The organism is Marinobacter sp. MDS2 (assembly GCF_030718085.1).
GTDB lineage: Bacteria > Pseudomonadota > Gammaproteobacteria > Pseudomonadales > Oleiphilaceae > Marinobacter.
In genome coordinates this window covers 56,809-70,876 of the sequence record NZ_JAVAJF010000001.1, presented here as the reverse complement: position 1 = coordinate 70,876, position 14,068 = coordinate 56,809, and the positions used below count along the sequence as shown (strand labels likewise).

Annotated in this window: 12 protein-coding genes and 1 pseudogene; 6 read left to right on the top strand and 7 right to left on the bottom strand. The window is 52.5% G+C overall.

What is annotated here, in order from left to right; translation table 11 throughout:
* Positions 1–52: 52 nt before the first annotated feature.
* The gene (locus Q9245_RS00310; RefSeq protein ID WP_305895293.1) at positions 53–694 is read right to left on the bottom strand and encodes an AraC family transcriptional regulator; all 642 of its coding nucleotides are present in this window, start codon (positions 692–694) and stop codon (positions 53–55) included.
* 135 nt (positions 695–829) lie between these two features.
* Here Q9245_RS00310 and Q9245_RS00305 point away from each other — a divergent pair.
* Positions 830–1,093, top strand: a pseudogene (locus tag Q9245_RS00305) (MFS sugar transporter); the annotation flags it as partial.
* Positions 1,094–1,175: 82 nt separating this feature from the next.
* On the opposite strand, the gene Q9245_RS00300 reads toward Q9245_RS00305, so the two are convergent.
* Positions 1,176–2,891, bottom strand: a complete 1,716-nt coding sequence (locus tag Q9245_RS00300) for a YdiU family protein (RefSeq protein ID WP_305895292.1) — start codon at positions 2,889–2,891, stop codon at positions 1,176–1,178.
* Between the two features lie 242 nt (positions 2,892–3,133).
* Between Q9245_RS00300 and Q9245_RS00295 the strand changes: the two genes are divergently transcribed.
* Positions 3,134–4,405, top strand: a complete 1,272-nt coding sequence (locus Q9245_RS00295) for a tyrosine-type recombinase/integrase (RefSeq protein WP_305895291.1) — start codon at positions 3,134–3,136, stop codon at positions 4,403–4,405.
* Between the two features lie 7 nt (positions 4,406–4,412).
* Here Q9245_RS00295 and Q9245_RS00290 read toward each other — a convergent pair whose 3' ends face one another.
* From Q9245_RS00290 to Q9245_RS00280, 3 genes are read right to left on the bottom strand one after another with little or no spacing between them, the layout of a single operon-like run.
* Entirely contained in the window at positions 4,413–5,111 is a 699-nt protein-coding gene (locus Q9245_RS00290; protein WP_305897138.1) for a copper resistance protein B, read from the bottom strand.
* A gap of 47 nt (positions 5,112–5,158) precedes the next feature.
* Positions 5,159–6,868, bottom strand: a complete 1,710-nt coding sequence (locus tag Q9245_RS00285) for a copper resistance system multicopper oxidase (protein WP_305895290.1) — start codon at positions 6,866–6,868, stop codon at positions 5,159–5,161.
* 41 nt (positions 6,869–6,909) lie between these two features.
* Positions 6,910–7,437 carry a cupredoxin domain-containing protein gene (locus tag Q9245_RS00280; protein WP_305895289.1) on the bottom strand — a complete coding sequence of 176 codons (528 nt, stop codon included), beginning with the start codon at positions 7,435–7,437 and terminating at the stop codon, positions 6,910–6,912.
* A gap of 170 nt (positions 7,438–7,607) precedes the next feature.
* Here Q9245_RS00280 and Q9245_RS00275 point away from each other — a divergent pair, with 170 nt between their 5' ends.
* Positions 7,608–8,273, top strand: a complete 666-nt coding sequence (locus Q9245_RS00275) for a response regulator transcription factor (RefSeq protein ID WP_305895288.1) — start codon at positions 7,608–7,610, stop codon at positions 8,271–8,273.
* On the top strand, positions 8,260–9,588 hold the full coding sequence (locus tag Q9245_RS00270; RefSeq protein WP_305895287.1) for an ATP-binding protein: 1,329 nt from the start codon (positions 8,260–8,262) through the stop codon (positions 9,586–9,588). Before Q9245_RS00275 ends, Q9245_RS00270 begins: the two co-directional genes overlap by 14 nt.
* A 39-nt stretch (positions 9,589–9,627) precedes the next feature.
* Here the strand turns inward: Q9245_RS00270 and Q9245_RS00265 are convergent, their stop codons facing one another.
* Both Q9245_RS00265 and Q9245_RS00260 read right to left on the bottom strand, forming a co-directional pair.
* Positions 9,628–11,097, bottom strand: a complete 1,470-nt coding sequence (locus tag Q9245_RS00265; RefSeq protein WP_305895286.1) for a malate:quinone oxidoreductase — start codon at positions 11,095–11,097, stop codon at positions 9,628–9,630.
* A gap of 117 nt (positions 11,098–11,214) precedes the next feature.
* A complete protein-coding gene (locus Q9245_RS00260; protein ID WP_305895285.1) occupies positions 11,215–11,796 on the bottom strand; it encodes a hypothetical protein in 582 nt (193 codons plus the stop codon).
* Positions 11,797–11,914: 118 nt separating this feature from the next.
* Between Q9245_RS00260 and Q9245_RS00255 the strand changes: the two genes are divergently transcribed.
* Together Q9245_RS00255 and Q9245_RS00250 are read left to right on the top strand one after the other, a co-directional pair.
* Entirely contained in the window at positions 11,915–12,970 is a 1,056-nt protein-coding gene (locus Q9245_RS00255) for an NAD(P)-dependent alcohol dehydrogenase (RefSeq protein WP_305895284.1), read from the top strand.
* Positions 12,971–13,051: 81 nt separating this feature from the next.
* Positions 13,052–14,020, top strand: coding sequence for a beta-ketoacyl-ACP synthase III (locus Q9245_RS00250; protein WP_305895283.1), 969 nt, complete (start codon positions 13,052–13,054; stop codon positions 14,018–14,020).
* Positions 14,021–14,068 lie beyond the last annotated feature (48 nt).

Here is a 14,068-nt window from a genome sequence, read left to right as displayed (position 1 = left end):
TTTCTGAAGGATATCCAGTGCGGAGAAGAGGTACTTTCAAATCGTGGCGGATTTATTTCGAAATACGGCGGAAGTGGCTGGGCGCTTTACCAAAGTGGCCTCTGAAACGATTGCTGAAGGCTGATAGCGAAGAATAACCGACAGCGTCAGCAACGCGCTGAACACTGAGCCCCGACTGCTCCAAAAGCCGCCAGGCTTCCTTCATTCGCAACTCTGTGAGGTATTGATGCGGCGTCATACCAACCTGGCGCCGGAACAGATCGTTCAATTGCCGAGTGCTCAAATGTGCCATGGCAGCAGTCTCGACCAAGGAAATCGGTTGACTGAAGTGTTCATCCAGAAACTGTTTCGCGGCGTGGACCCGGCTATCCAGCTTCAATTGACTTCCATGGCGTTCCTGAAGTAACTGAATAAGCAGGAGCAGCATTTGATGCTGGGTAAAATCCGACTCAGTCCCATTTTGGAGCTGTGCGTGAAGGAACTGGACGTAATGGAGCAATGCTGGATCGAGGTCTACGAAACAAGGTAGCTTGTCTAGCGCCGGGGCCAGGCCTTCGGGGACGTCTGCAACCAAAAATTGGTTATCGTCGGTCGCAGCGAACCCATGGCCACTTCCTGCGGGTATGATTGCCGCTCGACGCTGAGCAACCTCGCCTTGCTTGGCATCTACTGACAGAGATAATGTTCCTGCCAAGGGCAGTACCAGTTGGTGATGGTCGTGGGAGTGACTTTTCCCCTCATCATCGTACGTTCGTATGTGCAAGCCGATCTCAGAGTGCTTCATGCGACCAGTATAATCAGAAACACAGGAGAGTCACACAGAACCTTTGCCTTCGGCAACGTGCCCGGCCTGCAGGTCTACGTGGTTCAACTCGCCGAGCGCTATACGCCCCATTCCGTTGACGTTGCATCCGGACTGAACATCGCTGCATTCAACATCGGTATTGCCGGCGGCGCCTGGCTCGGTGGGCACGTGGTCGAGGATATGGGGCTGATGAACACGCCCTGGATTGGTGGGGTAATTGTACTGAGCGCCCTGCTCCTGACCCGGGTTTCTTCAACACTGGATAACCGCGAGCCGATTACGGCCTGACCCCACCCCGGGCCTGCTGAAAAGGAGGCCCGTTGATGTGTGGTATAAGACGTTCTAGCGCCTTCTGTAGTTATCCACCCAATCACGATGAACAGCTATAGTGCGACCATCCACCGACATCAAAAAGCTCCAATGGCTTTAGTCGGTAGTATTTCGCTTCGATATCATCCGTTTGCTCAGCGTATGGCTGCGTCATCACATCCTGCAATTCTCGAAGCAACGTGTAATCGCCCGCAGCCGCCTGCTGATAGGCGGGCACCACGTACCAGTCTTTCAAGCTGTACTTAGGGTTCACCCGCTTCATGTGACTGGAGAGCTGCTCTCGATTATCGGAGTCAATGAGCGTGTTCCATTTTTCGAACCACACAGACCAACGATCGTTTAGCGCTTGGGAATCTGCGGCATCGGCCTGGCTTGCGTAGAAGCTTTTCTTCAGTGCTTCAATGCTCTCTGGCAACGACGAAAGCTCTCGGAAGAACATCGTGTAATCGACAGGCGTTTTCACCATCAACTTAGCCAGCTCAGAAAACAGATCTGAATCAAAACGTTCAAGACCAAGTTTGGCCGCCCACATGTGTTCCATTTGAGTTTGCATGACCTCTGGGAAATCACGTTGAATTTCCTCCAGCTGCCGTAAACAGTCAGGATGCCCTTCCAGTAAAGGCCGGATTGCGCCGCAAAACGAATGAAAATTGCGTTCTGCTGCTGCCGGTTGATTCAGAAACGCGAAGTGTTGACCGCCGCCCGTCCAGGGTTGGTAGTGCGGATCAAACACATTGCAGAAGCCAAATGGGCCATAGTCAAGCGTGAAACCACCGGCCGCACAGTTGTCGCTGTTGAAGTTGCCCTGGCAGTAACCAACACGAACCCAGTTCGCAACAAGAGACGTCAGTCGGCTGCGAAACTCATGAGCAAGCAGAACAACCTTGTCGCGAGTAGGCAATGACGGGTCGATCTCGTTGCCGTACTCCCGCTCAATCAGATGCAAGACAAGTTTTTCGAGCTCTTCCATCGCCCGAGGGTGTTCTTGCTTTCGGGCGCGACGACCAAACAGCTCAAGCTGGCCCACCCGAATGAACGATGGTGCTACACGGGTGGTGATGGCCACGGGTTCGGACACCAGAATATCGGGATCGACGGAGCGGGAACCTTGCGAATACCAGGGCCGCCGAACGGTCTCGCTTTTAGATACGTACAGGCTTAAAGATCTTGAGGTGGGCACGCCGAGGGCGTGCATGTGCTCTTGGGCCAGGAACTCTCTTACACTGGACCTCAGAACGGCGCGGCCGTCCGCACCTCGGCAGTAGGGTGTACGCCCTCCCCCTTTCAACTGCATTTCCCAGCGCTGTCCGTTGATAACAGCCTCTAACACCGAAATCGCGCGGCCATCGCCGTAACCATTGCCGGTCTGGAATGGGCATTGCCTGTAAAACTCATTACCGTAGATTGAAAGTGCATAGCCACAGGCCCATCCAACGTTGCGCAGCGGCTCCTGAACCTGAGATAGATCCCCGGAGAACATCCGCATGAAGTCTTCAGACTTCGCCAGATCGCTCGCTAACCCAAGTTCCTGAAACAGTTCTTTGCCGTGAGCAACGTATTCGGGGTGTTCAATCGGCGTAGGCTTAACCGGAACATAGTGGCCAGAGAACACTTGCCGAGGCTCGTGATCGGCGCCGTTTTCTTTTCCTTCGGGGTCGCGGTTCATCGTGTCTACAAAGGAATAGTCCGCCAACGGTGCCAAATCGGCGAGCGTTGATACCATTGCGGATGTATCACCGTGGCGTCGCATTGTCATTTAGGCTCCTTGGATAATAAACGTTGGCGGGAATCTGAGCATTCTACCTGTCCCTTCTAACATGAGTATCGGCATCCACCAAATTGAGCGCTTCGAGGAAGCTCCGGAATCGTTCCTTCACTCCTAGAATTTGATTTAAATATATTTTCTAAGTGGCTTTTATTATTGCGTAATTTGTTAAATAATGAAGTTTAAAGATTACGACTTCCCATTGCTTCCACACGAATTCAACCAGGCTCCAGATGCGATCATTTCCAGGCCACCCGCTTTTCGATACTGCCGAAAATCTGGAAGATCAGGGGGATTTCCATCGCCATCCCTCTATACCCGAGTTTTTTAATTCCTTGAGAGTTTCAGAGGAATTGGTGCGTGCAGACTATGAAATCACCCGCCAATTTTTGCTGAAATATTCGGATGTGTCAGGCACCTTCGTTCGCTTCCGTTCCGAGGTGCAGCGCTTTCTGAATTATCTTTGGGTTACTTCAAAACGTAGCTTGGCACAAACAGATTCCGACGTGGTGACGGCGTATTTCAAAACCCTGACCATGCCGCCCAAAAGCTGGATCAGCACGGGAATCTATTCCGCGTTCCAGGATCGTCAGGGGCTACGGTTACCCAACTCGCAGTGGCGTCCTTTTGCGATGCTGTCCAAGCAAACAACGTCTGGCGAACCCGCAAAATACGCAATTACGCAGGCCTCTCTTAATGCCAGCAAGACGGCCCTGCAAACCTTTTTCAAGTATCTGCTGATACAAGACTACATCCAGAAAAATCCGATGATCGGCATGCGCAAGCGAGATCAGAAGGTTCAGACCATCAACGATGTGGATACAGAAACCGATGTTCGCCGGCTTTCGGATATGCAGTGGGCTTACCTACTGGAGTCGCTACTGTTGGCAGCTGAAGAAAACCGGAAATACGAACGTCACCTGTTTGTTGTCGTCACCATGAAATCGTTATTTCTGCGGGTAAGCGAATTGGCGCCAAGGCAAAGACAGAATGGGTCAACCAGAACGCCGGTATTTGGCGATTTCAAACGAAAGTTCGTGCAAGGTGAAGAGTACTGGGCCTATTACGTGTTCAGTAAAGGTGACAAGGATCGTACGATTACCCTGCCAGACGAATACCTGCCCTATCTGCGGCGCTGGCGGGAACACCTTGGATGCTTGACGGCGATGCCAGTTCAGGGCGACAACCACCCTATTCTGCCCTCGGCCAAAGGTGGCGCCTTGAGTAAGCGCCAGATCCAGCGGGTGTATGAACAGGCAATCATGCTCACAGTCGAAAGATTGGATGCCGAGGGCCGCACGGAAGAAGCGCGCCAACTTGAGAGTATCAAGACAGAAACGCACTATCTCCGTCATACCGGTGCCAGCCAAGCGATTGAGGCGGGCGCCGACATCCGTCATATCAGTGAAGAACTTGGGCATGCCAGCGCGGCCTTTACCGAATCGGTATACGTTAATTCGGATCAGGCCATGCGGCGTTTTGCTGGACGAAAGCGACGGGTGTAAGGCGAAGTTAGAAAGAGATCCTACCACCTACAACCGCGAACCAATCTTCGGTTCTCCCGCCGGCCGATTCTGCGAAATCAGCCGAATCGCCATACTTTCGCTCGTGCACAACGCCTAAATAGGGAGAGAAAGATCGGTCGATCAAATCATAGCTCAGCCTCAAGCCCGTTTCCGTGGAAACCAGCCCCTTGCCGATACCGATCTCCCGGTCCTCGCTAAAGGCAATAGTGGCATCGAGCGTAGCAGCCAGAATCCAGTAATTGGTCAATAGCAGCTCGTATTCGGCGTCTACCTCGGCAGAGGTGTCACCTTCGTCGCTGACATACAGGTTTGCGTCCACCTCAAACCATTGAGGTGCCAGTCCGGAAACGCCCAAAACGGCATAAGTGCGATCAGGACCTTCCGGCGTATCAAAGCGAACACCCGCTTTAGCATCGAAAAAGGTTGAGATTGGAATCTGACCTACCAGTTGGTTCTCCAAGCCTTCGTACGCTTGTCCGTCTATGGCGTACTCGCCCTTAGTGAGCCACCGGACTTTCAGATCGTCAGTTCCGTAAGAGAAATCACCGTTCCAGACGCCGAGCTCTTCATCGTCATCGCTGTAGCGGTATTCAAGTTCTTCGAACTGGATACCCCAGATCTTGAGCGGCTGTTTGCGTTCCGTGGTGTCTTCCATCATTCCCTGAGCGATAGCCAAACCTGGCATTAGTACCGAGCCGACGAAGCCAGCTGTAAACCAGAAGCGAGAAAAGCTCATGCGCCACCTCCTTCGTTCGTCACCAACTCGGCGGAAGCCTGAGAGGACTGCGGAGCGCCTTCCACCACGACTTTCCGGAACATACCAGCAGCGGCGTGGTACGAAAGATGGCAATGGAATGCCCATTGGCCCGGTGCATCCACTTCAGTCTCCATGAACACAGTCGTGCCCGGTTGAACACTCACTGTATGCTTAACAGGGTTCCATTGACCTGCACCAACGTCAAGGATGGACCACATACCATGAAGGTGCATCGGGTGCGTCATCATGGTTTCGTTGACGAACTTAAACCGGACACGCTCGCCGTATTGCAGCCGGATGGGGTCCGCATCTTCGTATTTAACGCCGTTGATGCTCCAGGTATAACGCTCCATATTGCCGGTCAGGCGGAGTTCAATCTCACGGGTTGGCTCGCGTTCCTCATACAAAGGTTTTTGGGCCTTGAGATCTGCGTAAGACAGAAACTTTCCGCCATTGGCGGCTTCAGGCATGATGCCGCTGCCTTTGGCGTAGAACGGATCGTCTGGTTTCTTCTTGTCGGAGTCCTTGCTGCCATGGGCGGAGTGATCCATAGTCGCCATCGAACCATGATCCATGCCTGGCATCCCACTGTGATCCATCTCGCTCATGGCGCCATGATTCATATCTCCGTGGTCCATGTCGTGCATGCCACCCATGTCGGCCATAGTGAGTCGGGCTGGCTTCCGCATAGTTGGAACTGCCGCTTCCATTCCTTCTTTCGGGGCTAACGTTGCGCGAGCATACCCAGATCGCCCCATGGACTCGGCAAAAATCGTATAAGCCTGCGCGTCGCGCGGCCGAACGATGACATCGTAGGTCTCAGCAACCCCGATGCGGAATTCGTCCACGTTAACCGGCTGCACGTTGTTGCCATCGGCCTGAACCACGGTCATGTTCAATCCTGGAATACGAACGTCAAAGTAGGTCATCGCAGAGGAGTTAATGAAGCGCAAGCGGACACGCTCACCCGGATCAAACAGCCCGGTCCAGTTCTGGTTCGGGCCCTTGCCATTAATCATGCCGGTAAACCCTTGAACGTCTTCGACATCCGCCTTCATCATGCGCATGTCTCCCCAAGCCATCCGGTCCTTAATGGTGTTCGCCAGACCGTTCGTCTTGGCATCGCTGAAAAATTCACCAACCGTTTGCTGCTCACGATTGTAGTAATCCGGCATCATTTTCAGATTGCGCATGATCCGGTCTCCAGTGTGGGGGTGTTTGTCCGTTAACTGGATAACGTATTCCCGGTCATAGCGAAATGGCTCGCGCCCTTTTGGCTCAATAATGATCGAGCCGAACGCGCCGTCAGGTTCCTGAAAGCCTGAGTGACTGTGGAACCAGTAGGTGCCGGCCTGCACCACAGGAAATTCGTAGGTAAAAGTCTCGCCCGCTTTAATGCCCGGGAAACTGATCCCCGGCACGCCATCCTGCTGGAAAGGCAGAATAAGGCCATGCCAATGGATAGAGGTCATTTCATCCAAATTGTTCGTGACATTGATTTTAACGTTTTCCCCTTCTTTGAATCTCAGCACCGGGCCTGGGGATTTGCCGTTATATCCGATACCCTTTTTCACGAAATCACCGGTATCAATCGTGACACGATCTACTGTCAGGTTATATTCTCCAGCGCACAGAAGCGCCGGGAGAAAAAGGCCTAAAAGCCCCGCCAAAAGGCGTTTGTTCATGGGAAACACTCCGTACATTCGTTAGCAAATTAGCGGGCGACTTACTTGAACTTCACGTCTCCATACATCCCTGCCTGATAGTGGCCGGGTACGTTGCAGGCAAACTCGATGTTGCCTTCTTTATTGAACGTCCAAGTGATCTCCCCGCTTTTCCCGGGCTCAAGCAGCGCGCTGTTGGGGTCGTCATGCTTCATGGTGTGGCCATTTCCCATGTCCATTTCCATCATGTGGTGATTTAGCTTGCCACCCTGAATGACACCGTGCTCGACCATCATCATCATTTCTTCTTGATGCGCTTCGTGCATGGATGGTGTGCCAATATTGAACTCATGCACCAAATTACCCTTGTTCTCCAAGACGAACCGAACGGTCTCCCCTGCACTCACCTCGATCTGTTCCGGCTCGTAGTAGTTATCGTGCAGCTCGACAGTAATTGTGCGAGTGGCTTCCGCAGCTGCTCCCGGTTCGCCGACAGGGAATCCATGCCCATGACTATGTGTCCCACCTGCAAAGACTGGCGCCGACAATGCGACGGCGGTTACCAAAATCATGTTTTTTGCCAAAGTCATAACTATTCTCCTTTCAAGGGGGTTGAAGGGTAAGCGGCTTGATGCGTTCATACTGTCCCTTACCAACCTGAATCCTTGCTGAAAATTGAAGATGTTTTACCATTCAGGCCCGATTCAGGTAGCTGCCTCATACTCTCGGCCAACCATTCTCACGGAGTAAGACTCAAGCCATGCGCCTACTGTTGGTAGAAGATGATCATTTATTAGCCGACGGACTTATTGGCCAACTCGAAAAAGCGGGATTTCGTGTCGATTGGGCGAAAACCGCCAAAGATGCCACAAGCTTGGGTGTGCAGGAGGATTATCGAGCAGTGGTACTGGATCTTGGATTACCAGACGGGAATGGGTTTGAAGTCCTTAAAACCTGGAGGGGTAACCACGTCAGCTTTCCGGTGCTGATTCTTACAGCTCGAGGTGATTGGCAGGACAAGGTCAGCGGCCTGAAAGCAGGTGCGGATGACTACCTCGGAAAACCCTTCCAAACGGAGGAGCTCGTCGCCCGCCTGAACGCGATCATACGGCGCAGCGAAGGTCGCGTGGATTCCACACTCAAAGCCGGGCGTTTGGAGCTCGATGAAAATCGCCAGATTCTAAAAACGGCCGACGGCACCGAACATAGTCTAACGGGTACCGAGTTTCGGCTATTACGCTGCCTGATGAGTCGCCCGGGCCAAGTCTATTCCAAAGACCAGTTAATGGAACAGCTCTACAGTCTGAATGACACCCCAAATGAAAACGTTATCGAAGCATACATTCGAAGGCTTAGAAAGCTCGTGGGAGCCAACTCCATCCTAACGAGGCGCGGCCAGGGGTATCTGTTTAATGACGTTGTTTGAGAAGCCTTTGTCGGTAAAAAACACCCTGCTCATTTGTTTGCTGCCAGCGGGCATCAGTCTGATGGCGCTTGCTTGGATTGTTCACGGATATTTACTCGACAGGATGTCCCGGGAGTTCGTGGAAGATCGGCTTAGAGATGAAGTGGCTTTTCTGGAGCATCAAATACGAAGAACAAACGGCAACGTTAACCTGCTAAACACCGGGGATTATTTTCAGGACGTATTTCATCATGCATTCGCTATCCAAACACCATCAAAAACCCTCGTATTGCCAGATAGTTGGCAATCAATCTTAACCCCATTACTGGATCATAGTGAAAGTGGGGCAATTCGCGTCCAGATCCATAACGGGTCTAAGGCGACCTCGGATATGCTGGCCTACCGAAAGGCTTTTTTGGTTAATGAAATGCCGATTGTTGTGATTGTTTCGGAAGATTTCGGGTCGTTGAAACACAGTCAAATGGAACTGCACGTTTGGACTGCGGTTGTTTCTATTGTCTTGATACTGATGTTAGTCGCCGTAATATGGCTTGGTATCAATATGGCCATGCGCCCTGTCACCAAGCTCAAAAGTGCTTTAACTCGCCTCCAGGATGGCCAAATCAAACGCATCGAGATGCAGGCCCCGGAAGAGTTCGACCCTCTAGTGAAACAACTTAACCAACTACTCGATTCCCTTGATCAGCGGCTTGAGAAATCACGAGATGCTCTCGCCAACCTGTCTCACAGTGTAAAAACACCGATCGCCGCCGTTCGGCAAATCCTCGAAGATACCGATCGCCCTATGGATCGGGAATTGCGAAAACAGATGGCCAACCGTCTAGACGTCATCGACACTCAACTTGAGGCGGAGATGCGCCGGAGTCGATTCGCCGGCCCCCAAATCGGGAAAAGGGCTGATCCACTAAAACAAGCGCGGGACTTGCTATGGATGCTGGGCCGGCTATACCCGGACAAGTCGTTTGAGTTATCAAGCTCGCTACCTGAGGGTTGCCAATGGGCCATTGAGGAACACGATCTCAACGAGATCTTGGGCAACCTCCTGGATAATGCCGGAAAGTGGTCGACAAGTTTCGTTGAGCTTTCTTTGGAACAGCCCGAAGGACGGCCACATATATCGGTGACCGATGACGGGCCAGGAGTTCATGAAGAAGCGCTTGCTAACCTCGGAAAACGAGGCCTCAGGTTGGACGAACAAACCCCAGGCCATGGCTTGGGGTTGGCTATTGTTCGAGATATCGTCGATCGCTACAGCGGTGACATTAGTTTCTCATCAAACGCACAAGCGGGCCTGCAGGTACGGGTAACGTTTTAACCCGTTGAGCGCCCATCGCGTGACTTAGACTGTTGGCACTTAAATTCCCTGTGTTTCTGGTGCGATGATTCCCAGTGTCTGGTTGACCGAATCGCGAATTTCCCGATATCGATCCGGTTTGTGAGCCAGCACTTCAAGGTCGTCCTCGGGGAATATTTCCGATTTCTTGCGAACAGCCTCATCTTCTTCACAAAGTGAGGGAAATAAACGTTCCAAACAGCGCAGCATAACCTCTGGCGAAACCGACGCACCCGGCGACGCACCCAGCAATGTAGAGTAGGTTTTGTCGGTAGAAACGATAATCTCTGTTCCCATCTGCAGAGCGCCGTCTTTAATTATTTGCACGCGCTGACCTGCCTCTATTGGTGCCCAGTCGAATTTGTCACCCAGCCCGGGCGCAAACTTTTCAAGCTCGGCGAACATGCTTTTCTTGCCTTTAAAGCTCTCGGATACCAGATACTTCACTAACGGAAAGTGGTCGAGAGTGACGTTTAGAAGCCCGGGAATGTCGTGCAACCGCAACGAAGATAGGTAATCGAAAAAGCCGCGGCCTTTCTCAAGTACTGGCTTAAAGGAAGCAAAAGGCCCAAACAACAGATAATGCTGGCCATCCACCAACCGCAAATCCAGGTGCGGCACGGACATGGGAGGCGCGCCCACTTCTGCTTTACCGTAGGTTTTCGCGCGGTATTGTTGGGCTTGCTCCGATGTGATCGGTGCCTGCAGGAAACGCCCACCTACTGGAAACCCGGTGAATCGGCTGCGGAACGGCATCAGGCTTTTCTTGAGAATCGGGAAGGCACCACCGCCCGCTCCTACAAACAGCACATCCGCCTTGTGCTGAATTGGCCCCGCGTCATTCTGCGCTTCGATTAACCATTGGCCAGCCGGGCTTCTATGCACTCGTCGTACATGGGTGCCAAACTCAATTTGAACACCTAGCTCACGCACCGCGTAGGCTGCGATTTGTTCGGTCAACGCACCGAAATTAACGTCGGTACCCGTTTCAATGGCGGTTGCGGCCATTTTTTCATCCCGGGATCTCCCTTCCATGGTGAAGGGAATCCAGCTTTTGATTTCGTCGAAGTCTTCCGAGAACTTCATCTGCTCGAAAAAATGATGGCCCGACATTTCCTTGAAGCGCAGTCTCAGCATCTCTATCGCGGGTTCGGAAACGATGGTGCAATGCTTGGTAGGATTGATGAAAGATGTCGGATCGTCGATGGCGCCTTTTCGAACCAGATAGGCCCAAAACTGTTTGGCCACATTAAACTGAGCGTGAATTTTCAACGCTTTCTCAACAGAGATAACCTCTTCATCGACCGGGGTGTAGTTCAGCTCGCAATTTGCCTCGTGCCCGGTTCCGGCGTTGTTAAAAGCCCAGGAATTGCCTGCTCCCGGGCTATCTAGCCGTTCAAGAATCGTCACTTCCAGATTGGGAACCATCTCTTTGGCCAGCACCGCAAGGGTGGTTCCCATAATGCCGGCACCGATGATGATCAGGTTCATAATTCCACTCGCTACAGTTGAGTTTACAGGCTTGATTTTTCAGCCATCTCTTTCAAAAGTAGCACGGAACCGTTCGCCCTGCCGGTCAGCGGAGGTTGTGCCGGCATTCAAGAACATTTACGGCATTCGGCGACGCTCGGCATCTCGGCGGGCATCCTCCAGAAACGAATCCACGCTTTCCCCCGGTAGCAACAGTTGTTTTTTTATCATCTCATCCCGCCACTGCGACTCTTCGAAGATGCAACGGTATTCGTTCGGGAACTCGGCATACAGTTGCTTGTAGTGGTCGCGGGCTTTGGCCTTGTTGGCGGGTTTTCGGCGGGACTCCAACACGGCAATATTGTACAGCGCGCCGGCACGGACGTTGTCTGCCAGTGTTTGATCCTGGTAGATCGTACCCAAACGCTCAATTACTTCGTTCATACCGGTTAAACGGTGTTCTTTGATGATCTTGATGGCCGGTTCCATAACGCGGTCTTCGCCATGCTGACAGGGCGAATTGGCGTGATCTTGCTGGTATTGATCGACAGCCCGCTCTACATCATGCTTATATTTCTGATCTTGTTTTTGCTCATACACGTATCCAGTGCCGACAGTCGTGGCGATGGTTCCGGGCATACACCCGGTCAGCATGAATGTGCAGGCGGCGCAAAACGCAGCAAATTTGGTTGTCATAGGTGGCAGATGGGCTCTCATCATCTCATTCCTGAAGAAACTATAGAGTGAAATTACATTCTGTTACATGTGACGGTATCTATATTCGAATGCGAGTACCGTGCGCTCGGTAGAAAAACTTACAATTAATGAGGAGATTTTCATGGCTAACACACGCGCCTACGCGGCCCAATCGGCGGATTCCGGATTGGCACCTTACAATTTCGAGCGCCGTTCTCTTCGAAACGACGATGTTGCCATCGAAATTGACTACTGCGGTGTGTGTCACAGCGATGTTCACGTTGTTGAGAACGATTGGGGCGGCTCACAATATCCAGTGGTCCCCGGCCATGAAATTATCGGACGAGTTTCCGCTGTCGGTTCTGAAGTGACGTCCTACAAAGCCGGCGATCTTGTCGGTGTTGGTTGCATGGTTGACAGTTGCCGCACCTGCTCGGCATGCGATTCCGGGCTTGAGCAGTATTGCGATGAAGGTATGACCGCAACCTATGGCGGCATCGACCGCCAAGACGGTTCGGTCACCATGGGCGGCTATTCCGACAACATTATTGTCAGTGAACGATTTGTGGTTCGCGTTCCGGAAAAGCTGAACGCGGCCAGCGCAGCTCCCATACTGTGTGCCGGCGTCACCACCTACTCCCCCCTCAAGCACTTCAAGGTCGGCAAAGGTCATAAGGTGGGCGTTCTCGGCATGGGCGGTCTCGGGCACATGGGCGTAAAATTTGCCAAAGCGCTCGGAGCTGAAGTGACGTTGTTCACCCGGTCTGAAAGCAAAGTCGCCGAAGCCAAAAAACAAGGTGCCGACCACGTGGTGGTTTCAACCGATCGCAGCCAGATGAAAGCGGTGTCAAATTCGTTCGATTTCTTGCTCGACACGATTCCCGTTGCCCACGACCTGAACCCGTACCTGAAGTGCCTGAAACACGATGGCACCCACATTCTTGTGGGGCTTCTTTCCGCCATTGAGCCGCCGGTAAACGCTGGACTATTGCTGCTTAAACGGAGGGTGATTGCCGGGTCTTTAATCGGCGGAATGCCGGAAACCCAGGAGGTTCTGGACTTCTGTGCGGAGCACGACATCAGCTGCGATGTGGAGATGCTGGATATTCGCAACATTAACGATGCTTACGAGCGAATGAAGAAAGGCGATGTGAAATACCGCTTTGTGATTGACATGAACACCCTGAAATCGGGCTGAGACGAACCGCTAATAACCATTCCGGTGGCGCAAGGTTAGCATGAGGTCATTAATGATCGCTTTTGACCTTGGACGCCACCCATGACTTACGCACGCATCGCCGGAACCGGCTCTTACTTGCCGGACAACGTTGTCACTAATCTCGATCTGGAAAAGAAGGTAGAGACCTCCGACCAGTGGATTCGCGAACGTACCGGTATCGAGCAACGTTACATTGCCCTGCCCGGCCAAACGACGGTCGATCTGGCAGAGCAAGCCGCCTTGCGTGCGATTGAAGCGGCAGGCATCGATGTGTCAGAAATCGATCTGATCGTCTTTGCCACCACCACCCCGGATAAAGTCTTTCCCAGTTGCGCCTGTATTCTGCAAGCGCGATTGGGGATTCATGGCTGCCCTGCCTTTGACATTCAAGCAGTATGCAGCGGGTTTGTGTATGCCTTGGCGACTGCCGAGAAATTCATTCGGTCGGGCAGTAGCAAAAAGGCACTGGTGATTGGCGCCGAGGTGTTTTCCCGCATCCTTAATTGGGAAGATCGAACCACCTGCGTGCTGTTCGGTGATGGTGCCGGTGCAGTCGTGCTCGAAGCCAGCGAAGAAACCGGGATCCTGTCAACTCACCTGCACGCCGATGGTCGTTACGAAACCTTGCTTCACGTTCCCTGTGGCGTGGCCAACGATTTTGACGCCGTGAAGGCTGGTCAGGCGTTTGTAGAAATGAAAGGCAACGAGGTGTTCAAGATGGCGGTGAACACGCTCGGCAAGATTGTTGACGAAACCCTTGAAGCCAATCAGATGCAGAAATCCGAGATAGACTGGCTCGTACCCCATCAGGCTAACCTTAGAATCATCTCTGCCACGGCGAAAAAACTGAATATGTCGATGGATCAAGTGGTGGTCACGGTAAACCGCCATGGCAACACATCAGCCGCCTCGATCCCGCTGGCGCTGGACGAAGCGGTACGTGATGGGCGCATCAAGCGCGGTGAAGTTGTGCTACTGGAGGCCTTCGGAGGCGGTTTTACGTGGGGCTCTGCGCTACTTCGCTTTTAACCCGGATATTCGAAATAGTAATTTGATTAGTCTTTTAAAGTCTTTTTA